Annotated in this window: 13 protein-coding genes; 7 read left to right on the forward strand and 6 right to left on the reverse strand. The window is 72.1% G+C overall.

What is annotated here, in order from left to right; translation table 11 throughout:
- Positions 1-44: 44 nt before the first annotated feature.
- Positions 45-1,289, forward strand: a complete 1,245-nt coding sequence (locus tag ITJ64_RS09345) for a CynX/NimT family MFS transporter (RefSeq protein ID WP_194680363.1) — start codon at positions 45-47, stop codon at positions 1,287-1,289.
- Positions 1,290-1,362: 73 nt separating this feature from the next.
- Positions 1,363-2,286, forward strand: coding sequence for an LLM class F420-dependent oxidoreductase (locus ITJ64_RS09350; RefSeq protein WP_194680364.1), 924 nt, complete (start codon positions 1,363-1,365; stop codon positions 2,284-2,286).
- Positions 2,287-2,332: 46 nt separating this feature from the next.
- Here ITJ64_RS09350 and ITJ64_RS09355 read toward each other — a convergent pair whose 3' ends face one another.
- Positions 2,333-3,286 carry an acyl-CoA thioesterase gene (locus tag ITJ64_RS09355; protein WP_370545113.1) on the reverse strand — a complete coding sequence of 318 codons (954 nt, stop codon included), beginning with the start codon at positions 3,284-3,286 and terminating at the stop codon, positions 2,333-2,335.
- 143 nt (positions 3,287-3,429) lie between these two features.
- On the opposite strand from ITJ64_RS09355, the gene ITJ64_RS09360 reads away from it, so the two are divergent.
- The 3 genes from ITJ64_RS09360 to ITJ64_RS09370 all read left to right on the forward strand — a co-directional run bounded on the left by ITJ64_RS09360 (position 3,430) and on the right by ITJ64_RS09370 (position 7,173).
- Positions 3,430-3,723, forward strand: a complete 294-nt coding sequence (locus ITJ64_RS09360) for a putative quinol monooxygenase (RefSeq protein WP_194680365.1) — start codon at positions 3,430-3,432, stop codon at positions 3,721-3,723.
- A 266-nt stretch (positions 3,724-3,989) separates the two neighbouring features.
- Entirely contained in the window at positions 3,990-6,185 is a 2,196-nt protein-coding gene (locus ITJ64_RS09365) for a DEAD/DEAH box helicase (RefSeq protein WP_194680366.1), read from the forward strand.
- 25 nt (positions 6,186-6,210) lie between these two features.
- A complete protein-coding gene (locus ITJ64_RS09370; protein ID WP_194680367.1) occupies positions 6,211-7,173 on the forward strand; it encodes a DMT family transporter in 963 nt (320 codons plus the stop codon).
- Between the two features lie 102 nt (positions 7,174-7,275).
- Here the strand turns inward: ITJ64_RS09370 and ITJ64_RS09375 are convergent, their stop codons facing one another.
- Positions 7,276-8,436, reverse strand: coding sequence for a mandelate racemase/muconate lactonizing enzyme family protein (locus ITJ64_RS09375; protein WP_194680368.1), 1,161 nt, complete (start codon positions 8,434-8,436; stop codon positions 7,276-7,278).
- Between the two features lie 135 nt (positions 8,437-8,571).
- Here ITJ64_RS09375 and ITJ64_RS09380 point away from each other — a divergent pair, with 135 nt between their 5' ends.
- Both ITJ64_RS09380 and ITJ64_RS09385 read left to right on the forward strand, forming a co-directional pair.
- Positions 8,572-9,336 carry a FadR/GntR family transcriptional regulator gene (locus ITJ64_RS09380; protein WP_194680369.1) on the forward strand — a complete coding sequence of 255 codons (765 nt, stop codon included), beginning with the start codon at positions 8,572-8,574 and terminating at the stop codon, positions 9,334-9,336.
- Positions 9,337-9,436: 100 nt separating this feature from the next.
- On the forward strand, positions 9,437-10,399 hold the full coding sequence (locus ITJ64_RS09385; protein ID WP_194680370.1) for a polysaccharide deacetylase family protein: 963 nt from the start codon (positions 9,437-9,439) through the stop codon (positions 10,397-10,399).
- 10 nt (positions 10,400-10,409) lie between these two features.
- Here ITJ64_RS09385 and ITJ64_RS09390 read toward each other — a convergent pair whose 3' ends face one another.
- The 4 genes from ITJ64_RS09390 to ITJ64_RS09405 are packed head-to-tail and all read right to left on the reverse strand — an operon-like array spanning position 10,410 to position 14,613.
- Positions 10,410-11,309, reverse strand: coding sequence for an amidohydrolase (locus ITJ64_RS09390; RefSeq protein WP_194680371.1), 900 nt, complete (start codon positions 11,307-11,309; stop codon positions 10,410-10,412).
- Positions 11,310-11,312: 3 nt separating this feature from the next.
- Positions 11,313-12,269, reverse strand: a complete 957-nt coding sequence (locus tag ITJ64_RS09395) for a carbohydrate ABC transporter permease (RefSeq protein WP_194680372.1) — start codon at positions 12,267-12,269, stop codon at positions 11,313-11,315.
- Positions 12,270-12,271: 2 nt separating this feature from the next.
- Positions 12,272-13,237, reverse strand: coding sequence for a carbohydrate ABC transporter permease (locus ITJ64_RS09400; RefSeq protein ID WP_194680373.1), 966 nt, complete (start codon positions 13,235-13,237; stop codon positions 12,272-12,274).
- Positions 13,237-14,613 carry an ABC transporter substrate-binding protein gene (locus tag ITJ64_RS09405; RefSeq protein ID WP_194680374.1) on the reverse strand — a complete coding sequence of 459 codons (1,377 nt, stop codon included), beginning with the start codon at positions 14,611-14,613 and terminating at the stop codon, positions 13,237-13,239. The genes ITJ64_RS09400 and ITJ64_RS09405 overlap by 1 nt, the downstream gene beginning before the upstream one ends.
- Positions 14,614-14,620: the final 7 nt, after the last annotated feature.

Genomic DNA, 14,620 nt, shown 5'->3' on the forward strand with positions numbered 1-14,620 from the left:
GGACGGGCGGACCGCCGCGCCGCACCGCGCGTAGCATTGAGCGGATGACCCGTTCAGCGCGCTCCGGCTTCCCGTGGCTGCTCGTCACCGGGATCGTCGCGATCGGGTTCATCCTGCGCGGGCCGATCGTGGCCGTCGCGCCGATCACCCCCGAGATCAGCGGCGACCTCGCGCTGAACGCGGCCCAGGCCGGGCTGCTGACCAGCCTGCCGGTGCTCTGCTTCGCGCTCGTCACGCCGTTCGCCTCGATCTTCATCGGCCGGGCGGGGGCGAACCTGGCGACCACCGTGGCCATCCTCGGCGTCGGTATCGGCTCGATCGTGCGCTCGGCGGGCGGGGCCGAGGCCACGTTCACGGGCACGATCATCATGGGTGCCTTCATCACGATCGGCAACGTGGTGATCCCGGTGATCATCCGCCGCGACGTGCCGACCGCGCGCGTGGGCATCGTCACCGGTGCGTACACCTCGGCCATGAACGTCAGCTCGATGATCACCTCGCTCGCCACCGTGCCGCTCTCGGCGGCCTTCGGCTGGCGGGGCGCCCTGCTCGCCTGGACCGGTTTCGTCGTCATCGCCGCCGTGTTCTGGCTGGTCGCCGTAGGGCCCCGGGCGGCCGTGAAGTGGGGGCCGCTGAAGCCCGCGGTCGAGACCGGCGCCGTCGACACGGTCGCGGTCGACACCCGGGGCATCCCGGTGGCGCCGGCCGAGCCGCGCACCTGGCGCAACCTCTCGGCGGTGCTGCTCGCACTGGCCTTCGCCGGGCAGGCGTTCTCGTACTACGGGCTGACGGCGTGGTTCCCGAGCATCCTGCAGCAGGAGGTCGGATACTCGGCCGCCGCCGCAGGCACCAGTTCCTCCATCTTCCAGATCGCGGCCGTGGTGGGGGCCCTCGGCGTGCCCCTGCTCGCCCAGCGGCTGGGCATCCCGCGCACGTTCATCGGGGTGGCGGTGCTCTGGGTGACGTTCCCGCTCGGGCTGATGCTGGCCCCCGAGGCGTGGCTCGCCTGGGGCTTCCTCGGCGGCGTCGCGCAGGGCGGCGGCATCACGATCGTGTTCATGCTCGTCGTGCAGCTCTCGCTGACCGGCACGCACGCGCGTCGGCTCTCGGCGATGGTGCAGGGCGTCGGCTACGCGCTCGGCGCGACGGCGCCGGCCCTCGTCGGAGCGGTGCACGACGCGACGGGCGCCTGGACGTTGCCGATCGCGGTCGTGCTGGGCGCCACCCTCGTGTTCGCGGTCGCCGGCCTGCTCGGGGCCCTGCGGGCGACGGGTCCGCGGCGACGCTGACGGGGGCGGCGACGGGCTGCGCGGCGACGGGCTGCGCGATCCAGGGCGACGGATGCGCGCCTAGGCTGGTTCCGTGGACTTCAGAATCTTCACCGAACCGCAGCAGGGTGCGAGCTACGACGAGCTGCTCGCCGTCGCGAAGGCGACGGAGGAGCTCGGCTTCGACGCGTTCTTCCGCTCCGACCACTACCTCCGGATGGGCGACGGCGACCCCGGCTACGGGCCGACCGATGCGTGGACGACGCTGGCCGGGCTCGCCCGCGAGACCAGCCGCATCCGGCTCGGCACGATGGTGTCGAGCGTCACGTACCGGTACCCGGGCATCCTCGCGATCCAGGTCGCGCAGGTCGACGCGATGTCGGGCGGGCGCGCCGAGCTGGGGCTCGGCACCGGATGGTTCGAGCAGGAGCACCGGGCGTACGGCATCCCGTTCCCGCCGAAGCGGTTCGACCTGCTCGAGGAGCAGCTCGAGATCGTGACCGGGCTCTGGTCGACGCCGGCCGGTTCCACCTACTCCTTCGACGGTGCTCACTACACGCTCGAGGACTCGCCGGCGCTGCCGAAGCCCGTGCAGTCGCCGGTGCCCGTGATCGTCGGCGGCAAGGGCGCGAAGCGCACGCCGCTGCTCGCGGCCCGGTTCGCGACCGAGTTCAACATCCCGTTCCCCGACCCGGGCACGACGCCCGGGCTGATCGCGGGCGTGCGGTCGGCCTGCGAATCGGTCGGGCGCGACCCCGACTCGCTCACGTACTCGGCGGCGCTCGTGGTGGCGACGGGGTCGTCGGAGGCGTCGTTCCAGGCGCGGGCCGCGGCGATCGGGCGCGAGCCGGCCGAGCTGCGGACGAACGGGCTGGCCGGGTCGGCCGCCGAGGTCGTCGACACGCTCGGCGCGCTTCGCGAGGAGGGGGTGACCCGGGTGTACCTGCAGGTTCTCGACCTGGGCGACCTCGACCACCTCGACTTCATCGCGCGGGAGATCGTGCCGCAGCTGGGCTGAGCCGCCTCGATCGGCTCGGCCCCGCAGTCCGCGCTCGGTGCGCGGGTCAGACCGGGAGCGCCTCGAGGGAGTCGCGGAGCCGGGTGAGCTCGGCGGCGTGCTCCGCGAGCCGGCGGTCCTCGTCGGAGCGCGCCGGAAGCGCCTCGACCGCCCGGGCCCGCCCGTCGGGGCCGAGGTCGACGAAGATCGTCATGCAGTGCGTCGTCAGCCGCAGCTCCTGCGGCGTGCGCGGCGACGCCGCCCGCACGTGCACCGCGATGTGCAGGCTCCGCCCGCCCGTGCGGATCAGCCGCGCCTCCACCTCCACGAGGTCCCCGATCCGGATCGGGCTGAAGAAGTGGATCCCGCCCGAGTACACCGCCACCGCCTGCTCCGACGTCCAGGAGGCGGCGCAGGCGTAGGCCGCCTCGTCGATCCAGCGCAGCACCGTTCCGCCGTGGGCGTTGCCGCCGAAGTTCGCGTCCTGCGGCGCGGCGAGGAAGCGGAAGACCGTGCGCGGGGTCGTTCCCTCGGCGGTGAACCGCTGGGCGAGCATCGCGTCGCGGATGGCCCGGCGCGGGGCGAGCCTCTCCGCGGCGCGTTCGTGGAGCATCCGCTCGTCGTCGTCGGCCGGCACCCACTCGGGCACCGGCTGCGGGGAACCGGTGGCGTCGACCGCCACGAAGACGAGCAGGCAATGGGTGGCGGGTGTGAAGCGGCGGCTCCGTGCATCCGCCGACCCGATCTGCACGAGCACCTGCATGCTCGTGCGCCCCGTGTGGATGATGCGCGCGCGGGCCTCGATCAGCTCGCCCGGCTGCACGCGGCGGGTGAAGTGCACGTTGCCGACGTAGGCGGTGACGCAGTAGGCGCCGCTCCAGCCGACGGCGCACGCGTAGCCGGCCTTGTCGATCCACTCGAGCACGCGGCCGGCGGCGACGGTGCGGCCGTCGGCGGCCGCGTCCTGCGGGGCGGCGAGGAAGCGCAGGGTGATGCGGTCGTTCGAGGTCACCTTGGTCACACTGGCAGATTCCGGATGCCCGTTCCGGGCGCCCGGGCGGAAAGATCGGCCGTTCTTGCGAACCGGGCAAGGCGCGGCAGGGTCGGCGGGCGGCGCGCAACCCGGGGCGCGGCGGTGTCGGCGGGCGGGCGTACTGTGGGCGCATGACCGTGATCTCGCTGCTCGACCTGCGCATCAAGCCCGACCTGCTCGACTCCGCGCCGGAGGTGATCCACTCGGTGCTCGCCGCCACCCGCGCCCGCGAGGGCAGCCTCGGTGTCGAGGTGACCGTCGACGCCGACGACCGCGAGCACTTCATCGTGGTCGAGAAGTGGGAGTCGATGGAGGCCGACGACGCGTACCGCGAGTGGCGGTCGACGCCCGAGGGCGTGTCCGACCTGGGGTCGCTGCTGGCGGCGCCGCCGGTGCTGACGCGCACGGTCGTCACCGACATCTGAGGGCTCGCCGCCCGGGCTCGGGCGGTGGCACTCGACAGGGGTCGGCCGATCGTGTAGTGTCGGTTGGTCGGCTCTGGACACCGTGGGGTTCCCTGCGGTTGGGTTTGTAAGTCTGGTGGGCCGGTTTCCCAGTCAGCGCATGGAAGCGCTGGTCACTGGTGAATGTCGCGTACGACACGGCCCCCGCTACTCCCGGGGATCTAGTTAGCACTGCCAACACGTTCGGTGTTGAGGTGTGCGCAATTCGAGATAACCCAGGAAGAATCATGCCCAAATCCAACAAGTCCGGTGGCTTCAAAGCCGCCAAGAACTACGAGCCCCGCACCCCCGGCAAGGGCGGCCCCAAGGCCGGCAGCCGCAGCCCCTCGCACCGTGGCTTCAAGCCCGCCGACGAGTCGGCGCCGCGCAAGCAGCGCTGGAACGCCGACGAGCGCAGCGCCCGCGGCGCGGCCCCGAGCTCGCGCGGCGAGCGTCCCTCGTACGGCGACCGTCCCGAGCGTCCCGCCTACGGTGACCGTCCCGAGCGCGGCGGCTACAGCCGCGGTGAGCGGTCGGAGCGTCCGTCGTACGGTGACCGTCCTGAGCGCGGCGGCTACAGCCGCGGTGAGCGGTCGGAGCGTCCGTCGTACGGTGACCGTCCCGAGCGCGGCGGCTACAGCCGCCCGAGCCGCGAGAACGGCTTCAACAAGTCCGGCACCGGCACCGGTCGCAGCGAGCGTCCGGCGTACGGCCGCGACGAGCGCCCCGCCCACAACCGCGACGAGCGTCCCTCGTACGACCGCGACGAGCGTCGCGTGCCGCAGCGCACCGACCGCCAGAAGTGGAACGACGCCCGCAACGAGGAGCGCCGCGCCGAGGCCGCCAAGGCCCGCGAGGACGCGCCCAAGAGGACGTGGGAAGAGCGCCCCAAGCGCTCCTTCGACCGCGCTGACCGCCCGGCGCGCAGCTTCGACGACCGCCCGAAGCGCTCGTTCGACCGCGACGACCGTCCGGCTCGCACCGAGCGTCCCGCCTACAACGACCGTCCGGCTCGCACCGAGCGTCCGGCGTACAACGACCGTCCGGCGCGCAGCTTCGACGACCGCCCCAAGCGCTCGTTCGACCGCGACGACCGCCCGGCCCGCAGCTTCGACCGCGACAGCCGCCCGGCCCGCGCCGAGCGCAGCGACCGCGGCAGCGACTTCTACCCGAACCGCGACAGCAAGCCCGCCTTCAACCAGGCCGACGACGTCGTGCTCGAGCGCCTCGAGGCCCAGGCCACCCTCGCCGGAGACGTCGACGGCGTGACCTTCGCCGACCTCGGCATCGGCGGCAACATCACCCGCGTGCTCAAGGAGCTCGGCGCCGAGAGCCCGTTCCCGATCCAGGCGGCCACCATCCCGATGGTGCTCGAGGGTCGCGACGTGCTCGGCCGTGGCCGCACCGGTTCCGGCAAGACCATCGCCTTCGGCGCCCCCCTCGTGGAGCGCCTGATGGAGAACGGCGGCGGCGCGAACCGCAAGCCGGGCCGCAAGCCCCGGGCGCTCATCCTGGCCCCGACCCGCGAGCTGGCCCTGCAGATCGACCGCACCGTGCAGCCCATCGCGCGCGCCGTCGGCCTGTTCACCACCCAGATCTACGGCGGCGTGCCCCAGGCCCGCCAGGTGGGCGCGCTGCAGCGCGGCGTCGACATCATCATCGGCACCCCCGGCCGCATCGAGGACCTGATCGAGCAGCGTCGTCTCGACCTCAGCGACGTCACCATCACGGTGCTCGACGAGGCCGACCACATGTGCGACCTGGGCTTCCTCGAGCCGGTGCAGCGCATCCTGCGTCACACCAAGGACGGCGGCCAGAAGCTGCTCTTCTCCGCCACCCTCGACAAGGGTGTCGCCACCCTGGTCGAGGAGTTCCTCGTCAACCCGAGCGTGCACGAGGTCGCCGGTGAGGACCAGGCGTCCAGCACCATCGACCACCGCGTGCTCGTCGTCGAGAGCCGCGACAAGAGCGAGATCATCAAGCAGCTCGCCGACCGCGAGGGCAAGACGCTGATCTTCAGCCGCACCCGCGCCTACGCCGAGATGCTGGCCGAGCAGCTGGAGGACGCCGGCTTCCCGGCCACCAGCCTGCACGGCGACCTCAACCAGTCGCGCCGCACACGCAACCTGCAGCAGCTCACCAGCGGGCGGGTCAACGTGCTCGTGGCGACCGACGTGGCGGCCCGCGGCATCCACGTCGACGACATCGACCTGGTCATCCAGGCCGACGCGCCCGACGAGTACAAGACGTACCTGCACCGCGCCGGCCGCACCGGCCGTGCCGGCAAGAAGGGCACCGTGGTCACCCTGATCCCGCGCGCCCGTCGTCGCCGCATGGACGAGCTGCTCGACCGCGCCGAGATCGAGGCCGAGATGGTCGACGCCTTCCCCGGCGACGCCCTGCTCGGTGAGATCGCGGCCGACAGCCCGGTCGCACCCCGCTAGAGCCGAAGCCCGAGCGAGAGCCCGAGTGAGCCTCACCCCACCGCCGCACGCCGGCCGTCTGCCCCTCGGGGCGGCGGTCGGCGTCGCCGTCGTGTGCGGCGTGCTGATGGCGACCCAGTCGCGCATCAACGGCGAGTTCGGACGCCGGCTCGGCGACGGCTACACGGCCGCGGCAATCAGTTTCGCGGTCGGCCTGCTGATCGTCGTCGTGATCGTCGCGCTGATGCCCTCGGCGCGGGTCGGTGCCCGCCGGGCCGTCGCCGAGGTGCGCGGCGGCCGGCTTCCGTTCTGGATGCTCTTCGCCGGCGTCGGGGGCGGCATCTTCGTGCTGACGCAGGGCCTCGCCTCCGCCCTCGTGGGCGTCTCGCTCTTCACCGTGGCCTTCATCGGCGGCCAGACCGTGAGCGGCCTCGTCGTCGACCGCGTCGGGATCGGCCCGGGCGGCCGCCGCTACCTGACTCTGCGTCGCGTGCTGGGCGCGGGTATCGCGTTCGGCGTGGTGGTCTGGTCGGTGGCCGCGCACATCGACCCCGAGATCCCGTTCTGGCTGCTCCTGCTGCCGTTCGCGGCCGGCATCGCGCAGGCGGTGCAGCAGGCGGCGAACGGCAGGGTGGCCGCCGCGGCCGGATCGGCCGTGAGCTCGACGCTGTTCAACTTCATCGCCGGCACCGCGCTGCTGCTCGTCATCGCCGTCGTGCACGCCCTCGTGGTGGGCGGCCTGCCGACGTCGTTCCCGCCCGAGTGGTGGCTCTACCTCGGCGGTCCGCTCGGCGTCACCTTCATCTTCGGGCTCGCGACCGCGGTGCGCAGCACCGGCGTGCTGCTGCTCGGCCTCTGCTCCATCTCGGGGCAGCTCCTCGGCTCGATCGCCATCGACCTGATCGCCCCGGGCGCCGGCCACGGCGTCGACTGGACCACCCCGATCGCCGCGGTGCTCGTCATCGCCGCCGTGCTGATCGTCTCGCTGCCCTCGCGCCCGCGACTCTAGCCGCGCCCACCGCGCCCACCGCGCCCCCTGCGCCCACCGCGCCCCCTGCGCCCACCGCGCCCCCTGCGCCCACCGCGCCCACCGCGCGCAGCGGGAACCGCGTCAGGGTCGCTCTGCCCGCGGAACGGTCTCGGGAACGAGCCGCAGGCCTGCCCGCGCCGGCCGCACGTGCGGCCCCGCCGGGATGCGCCACCCCTCGACCCCGCCGATCGCCGCGATCGCGGCCTCGTCGAGCGTGATGCCGAGTCCCGGCTCGTCGCCGAGGCGGATGCCGCCGTCGTCGATCGTCTGGTCGACCGTGAGGCCGACGGGCATGCCGAGATCCTGCACCTCCGTGGTGAAGTGGTTCGGCACGGCGGCCGCCGCGTGGGCGATCGGGTTGGCGTTGTAGCCGACCGGACTGACCGGCAGGTCGCGGGCGTGCGCGATGGCCGACACCCGCAGGAAGTGGGTGATGCCCCAGACCATGCCGGCCTGCACCACGTCGACGCCGTGCGCGTCGAGCAGCGGTCCGTACTGCTCGAGGCCGACGAGGTTCTCGCCCGTCGCGACGGCGGCCTTGACCGCGCGGCTCACGGCGGCGTTGCCGGCCGAGTCCCAGCGGCGCACCGGCTCCTCGATCCAGGTCAGCGGCACCTGCGCCTCGACCTCGGCGATGTAGCGCACGGCCTGCTTGACGTTCCACGACTCGTTCGCGTCGAGCATCAGCGCGGGGCGGGGGGAGTTGCGGCGCAGCGTGTCGGCGACCGCCTTCAGGCGTGCCACGTCGGTGTCGCTGTCGCGGCCGCCCTTGAGCTTGGCGCTGGCGAAGCCGCGATCGGCGTAGCGCGTGTACAGGGCGACGAGCTCCTCGTCGCCGAGGGCGATGTCCAGCCCCGAGGCGTAGCCGGGTACGAAGCGGTCGCGGGCGCCGAGCGTGCGCCAGAGGGGTTCGCCGGCCATCTTCGCCTTGAGGTCCCAGAGCGCCATGTCGACGGCGCCGATGGTGCCGAAGGTGGCACCGGCATGGCCCGTCTTGAAGACGTGGGCGAGCATCCGGTCGTAGAGGGCGACGACCGCCCGCGGGTCCTCGTTCTCGATCGCCGGGAAGACCCGCGCGATGTCGGTGTGCGCACCGAGACCGATGCCGGTGAGGCCGCCGTCGGTGTGCAGCAGCAGCAGGGGCACCTCGGTGACGCCACCGGCCACCACGCCGTTGACGTCACCGACGGGGCGGCCCCAGTCGTGCACGGTGGTCAGACTCGTGAAGCCTGTGATTCTCATCGTGTCCTGCTTTTCTCCAGTGAACCGCACGACGCCTCTCGCGAGAGCGTGTGAACAGCATACATCATATGTTTGGTTACGCCGCAACGAACAGACGTATGACGAGTGGCGGATGCTCGCGCCTAGACTCGTCGCATGAGCATCGACTCCGCCGACACCGCCGTCGCGCCCGTGCTGCCCACCGTCGGGGTGCGCGCCCCCGCCGCCCGGCTCGGCGTGGCCGTCGTGCAGCAGCTCGTCGACGTCATCGTCACCGGAGCCCTGAAGCCCGGCGAGCTGCTGCCGCCGGAGGGGCCGCTGACGGCGCAGTTCGGGGTGAGCCGCACGGTCATCCGCGAGTCGGTCAAGCGGCTGGAGGAGAAGGGCCTGGTGACGGTCGCCCAGGGGCGCGGCACGCAGGTCAATCCGACCTCGGAGTGGAACCTGCTCGACCCGGTGGTGCTCGGCGCGATGATCGAGCACGACGACGCCCTCGGCATCCTGGACGAGCTGAGCAGCGTGCGCTCGGGCCTCGAGTCGTCGATGGCAGCGGATGCGGCCCGGCGCGCCGACCGGGACGCGGTCGACCGGCTGCGGGCCTCGCTGCAGCGCATGCAGGACGTCATCGACGACCCGCCCGCCTTCCGGCAGGCCGACATCGACTTCCATCACCTGGTGATGCGGCTCTCGGGCTCGCGACTCGCCTCGAGCCTCGCCCGTACCCTGTTCGACCGGGCGCTGGAGAGCAGCCGCTACCACGGCCGCGACCCCGAGCACGCCTTCGAGCTCACGATCGACGAGCACGCGGCGGTGCTCGACGCGATCTCCTCCGGCGAGCCGGAGGCCGCGGAGAAGGCCATGCGGGCGCACATCGACGGGTCGTGGAGCCGTCGCCGCCTGCCGGTGCGCGGGCGGGACTGAGTCGTGCCCTACCCCGAACGAGTGATAGCGGAGACTGCTGAGACTTCCTAGGCTTCGTATGCCGCTCGACTGATCGACCGGCGTCGAACAGGGGGATCCGGTGGCCGGCAGGCATGGGAGCGCGCGGGGGCGCGACGAGGCACCGGCTCCCCGGCACGCCCGCGGTCGCTCATCCCACCAGGCGGCGGAGGGCGGGGTCGACCGCCGCGTGTTCCTCGGGGTGCTCGGCGTCGGCGCCGTCGCCGGGGTGTCGGGGTTCCTCGCGCTGACGGGGGCGGCGACACCACCCGTGGCCGGCGGGCGGTCGGCGTCCGGGCTGTCGATGCACACGCCGTCGCCGACGCCGACGACCGCTCCCACCGCGCAGCCCGACGCCGTCGAGCCCGTCCCCGCGGCCGAGCCGGTCGCGACCGAGCCCGCGCTGCCGCCGATCCAGAAGGTGCCGCTGCCCTCGGGGCCCATCACGGCCCTCCCGGGCGAGGGCGCCCTGCTCGCCTGGACGGTCGACGACGGCTCAGACGCCGAGGTCGTGCGGCTCTACACCGAGTTCGCCGCGGCCACGGGAACCCGCCTCACCTTCTTCCTCAACGGCTGCTACGAGGGCTGGACGCAGCACGCCGAGCTCCTGCGACCCCTCGTGCAGTCGGGCCAGATCCAGCTCGGCAACCACACCTTCGACCACGTCGATCTGACGAGCCTGTCCGACGCCCAGGTGATCGCGCAGCTGCAGCAGAACCACGACTTCATCCAGAGCACCTACGGCGTCGACGCCCGCCCCTACTACCGTCCGCCCTACGGCTACCGGGATGCGCGCACCGACCGGCTCGCGGCGAGCATCGGCTACACCTGCCCCGTGCTCTGGTACGGCTCGCTCTCCGACTCCGGCCTCATCACCGAGCAGCAGGTCGTCGACTTCGCGACGCAGTGGTTCCTGCCGCAGCACATCGTGATCGGGCACCTCAACTACCTGCCGGTGACGAACGTCTTCCCGCAGCTGTCGGCGATCGTGGCGGAGCGGGGGCTCCGCACGGTGACGCTGGACGACGTGTTCGTGACGGCCTGACGACGCGCGGTCAGTCGGCCGGCCGGTAGCTCGCGAGCGCGGTGCCGCGGTCGAGCGCGTGCTGCTCGCCGGCCGAGAGCGCGCGGGTCGCGGCGAGGTAGTCCTGCACCCAGCTGCCGTACCCGTCGGCGAGGTCGACGAGCGGCCAGTCCGAGCCGACCATCAGGCGGCGGGGACCGAAGGCGTCCAGTGCGACCTCCAGCACGCGGTCGAGACGCCGCCGGGCGGCCGCCGACGTCCTGCGTTCGGCGATGCCCGACACCTTGGCCACCACGTTCGGCCGCCGCGCGAGCTCACGGAGGCCCCGCTCCCAGACGTCGAACGAGGGCGTCGCGGCGTCGGCCGGCGGCTGTCCGAGGTGATCGAGCACGAAGAGCAGCCCCTCGTGCGCGTCGGCCGCCCGGGCCGCGAGGGGGAGCTGCCCCGCCCGCAGCACCAGGTCGACGGCGAGCCCCGCGCGGGCCACGGCGTCGAGGCCGTGCGCGGTGGCCGCCCGCACCAGCCACTCCGGGTCGGGGTCGATGTGCGCCAGGTGACGGATGCCCGCCAGCCGCTCCCCGCCGGGCGACGCCGCGAGGGCGGCGAGCTGCTCCGCCGCATCCTCGGCCGCGAGGTCGACCCAGCCGACGACCGCCACCACCCCGGATGCCGACGACGCCGCCGTGGCCGACCCCGCCGCCGCAGCCAGCAGCTCCACCGACTCCGCGGCATCATTCACCGCCTGCACCAGCACGAACCCTCCGACGCTCGCCGGAGCAGCCGCCCGCAGCGCCGCGAGGTCGGCGTCGCGATCCACCTCGGGCACCTCGGCGAGCCACTCGAGCCCGGGCCGGGAGCGTCGCCAGATGTGGGCGTGGGCGTCGACGAGCTGGCGGCCCGCGTCGGCCGACGCGGAACCGGGGCCGGGCATCCGCTACTCCTTCGTGCCGCCGGCGGTCATCCCCGAGACGAGGAAGCGCTGCGAGAAGAGGAAGACGATGAGCACCGGGAGCACCGACATGATCGTGGCGAGCGCGAGGGTCGGCAGCTGCACCGAGGCGGCGCCGGCCGAGGACGGGTTGAACGCGGGCGTCGAGGCGAGCAGCGAGGTCAGGCCGACCTGCATCGGGTACTGGTCGCTCGCCGGCAGCATCACGAAGGGCAGGAAGTAGTTGTTCCAGTTCTGCACGAAGCTGAAGAACGCCACGAGCGCCACCACGGGGGTCGCCAGCGGCAGCGCGATGCGGGTGAAGACGCCGAACTCGGTGCAGCCGTCGATGCGGGCGGCGGCCAGCAGGTCGCGCGGGATGGACGTGTTGAAGTAGATGTACGTCAGGTACACGCCGAACGGGAAGAACGAGAACGGCAGGATGACCGCCAGCGGCGAGCCGATCAGCCCCACCGTGTTGAGCTCGAGGAACACCGGCAGCACGAGCGCGGTGTTCGGGATGAGCATCACCACGAGGGTCGTCACGAGCAGCGCCCGACGCAGCCGGAACTCCGTCAGCGCCAGCGCATAGCCGGCCGGCACGCTCACCACGAGCGTGATGGCGAGCGCCACCACCGAGTAGAGCGCCGAGTTGCCGAGCCACCCGACGACCGCGCCGTCCTGGAAGGCGAACAGGGCGTTCCAGTTCACCGCGAAGCCGTCGAGCGAGCCGAACGAGAACGGGTTGTTCTGGATCAGATCGGTGGGCGACTTGGTCGTGGCCAGCAGCAGCCAGACGATCGGGATGGCGAAGAACAGCCCGAAGGCCAGCAGCACCAGCGCCACCACGAAGCGGCCCGACCACTGACCGGGCGTGCCGCGGAGGCCGGCGGGGGAGCGCTTGGCGGGGCGGGCGGCGGCGCGGTCGGCGACGTGGCCGGGGGCGGTCGAGAGCGCGGTCATCGTCAGTCCTTCTCGAAGAGTCCGCCGCGGGCGACGAAGAATGCGGACAGTGCCAGGGCGATCACGAGCAGGAGGATCGAGATCGCGGCCGAGCCGTTGAAGTCGTTCTGCTGGAACGCGTAGAGGTAGGCGAGCTGGTTCAGCGAGTAGTCGTTGGCGACGACGGCGTTGGAGGCCTGCGAGAGCAGCTGCGGTTCGACGAAGAGCTGGGTGCCGGCGGCGAGCGACATGATGCCCATGTAGGCGATCCACTTCTTCATCATCGGCAGCTGGATGCGCACCGCCGTCTGCACGGCGTTCGCCCCGTCGATCTTCGCGGCCTCCATCACCTCCTCGGGGATGTTGTTGAGGGCGCCGTACATGATGACGATCCACCCGCCGGCTCCGGTCCAGAACGCGATGACGGTGAACACGACCGGCAGGTTCGCCGGGTTGATCGTCTGCACGAACGACTCGAAGCCGAAGGCCTCGAGCAGCCAGCCGACCGGGCTGACCGAGGGGTCGAGCACGAACAGCCACAGCATCACGCTCGAGGCGCCGGCGAGGGCGCCCGGGATGTAGAAGATGAACCGCGAGGCGTTCGAGAGCCAGCGGATGCGGATGGCGTGCACGACGAGGGCCAGCAGCACCACCAGCACGAGCAGGCTGACCAGCCAGATCACGAGGTACACCGCGACGTGGCCGACCGCGGGCAGGAAGCGGTAGTCGCCGAGCACCTTCGCGAAGTTGTCGAACCCGGCGAACGAGCCGTCGATCGTGGTGACCGAGAGCACCAGGGCGTACAGCGCCGGGAAGACGCCGAACACCAGCATGAGCACCGTGTACCCCGACACGAACACGTAGCCCATGCGGTTCTTCACCGGGCTCCGCCGAACGGATGCGCGGCCCGCACGCCGGGGCGACCGGCCGAGGCGGGGGGTGACCCCCGCGGCGGCGGTCGCCTCGACGTCGGGAACGGTGGCGGTCATCAGCCGACCTTGTACCCGTTGACCTGCGCCTGGTCCTTGATGGCCTGACCCCACTCCTCGAGGGTGTCGGAGACGGTGCCGCCCGAGGTGATCACGGGGGTCACGGTCTTGGCCCAGACGGCCTCCTGGCTGAAGGTCGGCGAACCCCAGCCCGACCAGACGAGCGAGGCCGAGTCGGTCAGGGCGCTCAGGTCGCCGGCGAAGTAGCCGCTGTCGGCCTGCTTGGCGACCCACTTCTCACCGGCGGCGGCGAAGGCGGGCAGGCCCGGGTTCAGCTCGACCTGGTACTCGTCGCTGGTCGCCGCGAACTCCACGAACTTCTTCGCCGAGGCGAGGTTGGCCGAGTGGCTGGAGATGTACCAGGTGCCGCCGCCGACGTTGCCGGTGACGACGTCCTCGCCGTCCCAGGTGAGCGGGGTGGCGGCGCCGATCTGGCCGGCCGGCACGTTCAGCGAGTCGGGGCTGTTGAAGATGGCCCCGGAGTACCAGACCGGGCCGGGCATCGCGAGCACCTTGCCGGCGTACTTCTGCACGAACGAGGGGCTGAAGACGCTCTCGGTGGTGACCGAGCCGTTGGCGATCGTGGTGTCGAGCAGGTCGGCCATCCGCTGGCACTCCTCGCTCGTGGTGTCGACGGTGATCTCGCGCACGGCGGTCACGTCGCCGGCCTGGCACTTCGAGGCCCACATGTAGATCTCGGGGGTCCAGGCGTCACCGGCGGCGCCGATGATGTAGCCCGGATGCTCGGACGCGACCTTCTCGCCGAGCTCCTGGTACTCCTCCCACGTGGTGGGCAGCGTGTAGCCGAACTGGTCGAAGAGCGTCTTGTCGTACCAGAGCACGTTCTGGGCGAGGTCGTTGCGCAGGCAGTAGACCTTGCCGTCGACGGTGCACGGGTCGAGGGATCCGGGGGTGAAGCCGTCGATCAGCTCGGAGTCGACGAGGCCGCCGTCGAGCTGCGCGGCGAACGGCTGCGAGCCGGGAGTGGTCTGGCTGGCCCAGGCCGCGTCGTTCGTCTGCGTCGACCAGACCACGTCGGGCCATCCCTTCTTCGCCTTGTCGAAGAGCTGGATCTTCGTCTGGAAGCTGTTGCTGCCGTTAGCGCTGCCATCGTACGTCACGACGTCGATCGGCACATCGGGATTGGCCGCCTTGAAGGCGTCGGCCGCAGCCACGCGGGTGTTGTCCACCCAGACCGTGATGGTGCTGTCGGCCTGCTGCTCGGTCTCGGGGAAGCCGAACTCGCCGTTCGAGGCCGAGGAGGAGCCGCCCGCGCAGCCGGCGGCCAGCAGCGCGATGGCGGCAGCACCGGAGAGGAGGGCGAGCGAGCGGAACCGGCGGCGGGGGGAGTGCGTGCGCTCGGGGGCTTGAACCATGAGCCAT

The sequence above is a fragment of the Herbiconiux sp. VKM Ac-1786 genome, from assembly GCF_015350805.1.
Lineage (GTDB): Bacteria > Actinomycetota > Actinomycetes > Actinomycetales > Microbacteriaceae > Herbiconiux.

Bases quoted from the DNA above. Each gene is read 5' to 3' on its own strand.
- ITJ64_RS09345 (WP_194680363.1), top strand. From the start codon at position 45: ATGACCCGTTCAGCGCGCTCCGGCTTCCCGTGGCTGCTCGTCACCGGG.
- ITJ64_RS09360 (WP_194680365.1), top strand. From the start codon at position 3,430: ATGACCGTGATCTCGCTGCTCGACCTGCGCATCAAGCCCGACCTGCTC.
- ITJ64_RS09365 (WP_194680366.1), top strand. From the start codon at position 3,990: ATGCCCAAATCCAACAAGTCCGGTGGCTTCAAAGCCGCCAAGAACTAC.
- ITJ64_RS09375 (WP_194680368.1), bottom strand. From the start codon at position 8,436: ATGAGAATCACAGGCTTCACGAGTCTGACCACCGTGCACGACTGGGGC.
- ITJ64_RS09380 (WP_194680369.1), top strand. From the start codon at position 8,572: ATGAGCATCGACTCCGCCGACACCGCCGTCGCGCCCGTGCTGCCCACC.
- ITJ64_RS09390 (WP_194680371.1), bottom strand. From the start codon at position 11,309: ATGCCCGGCCCCGGTTCCGCGTCGGCCGACGCGGGCCGCCAGCTCGTC.
- ITJ64_RS09395 (WP_194680372.1), bottom strand. From the start codon at position 12,269: ATGACCGCGCTCTCGACCGCCCCCGGCCACGTCGCCGACCGCGCCGCC.
- ITJ64_RS09400 (WP_194680373.1), bottom strand. From the start codon at position 13,237: ATGACCGCCACCGTTCCCGACGTCGAGGCGACCGCCGCCGCGGGGGTC.
- ITJ64_RS09405 (WP_194680374.1), bottom strand. From the start codon at position 14,613: ATGGTTCAAGCCCCCGAGCGCACGCACTCCCCCCGCCGCCGGTTCCGC.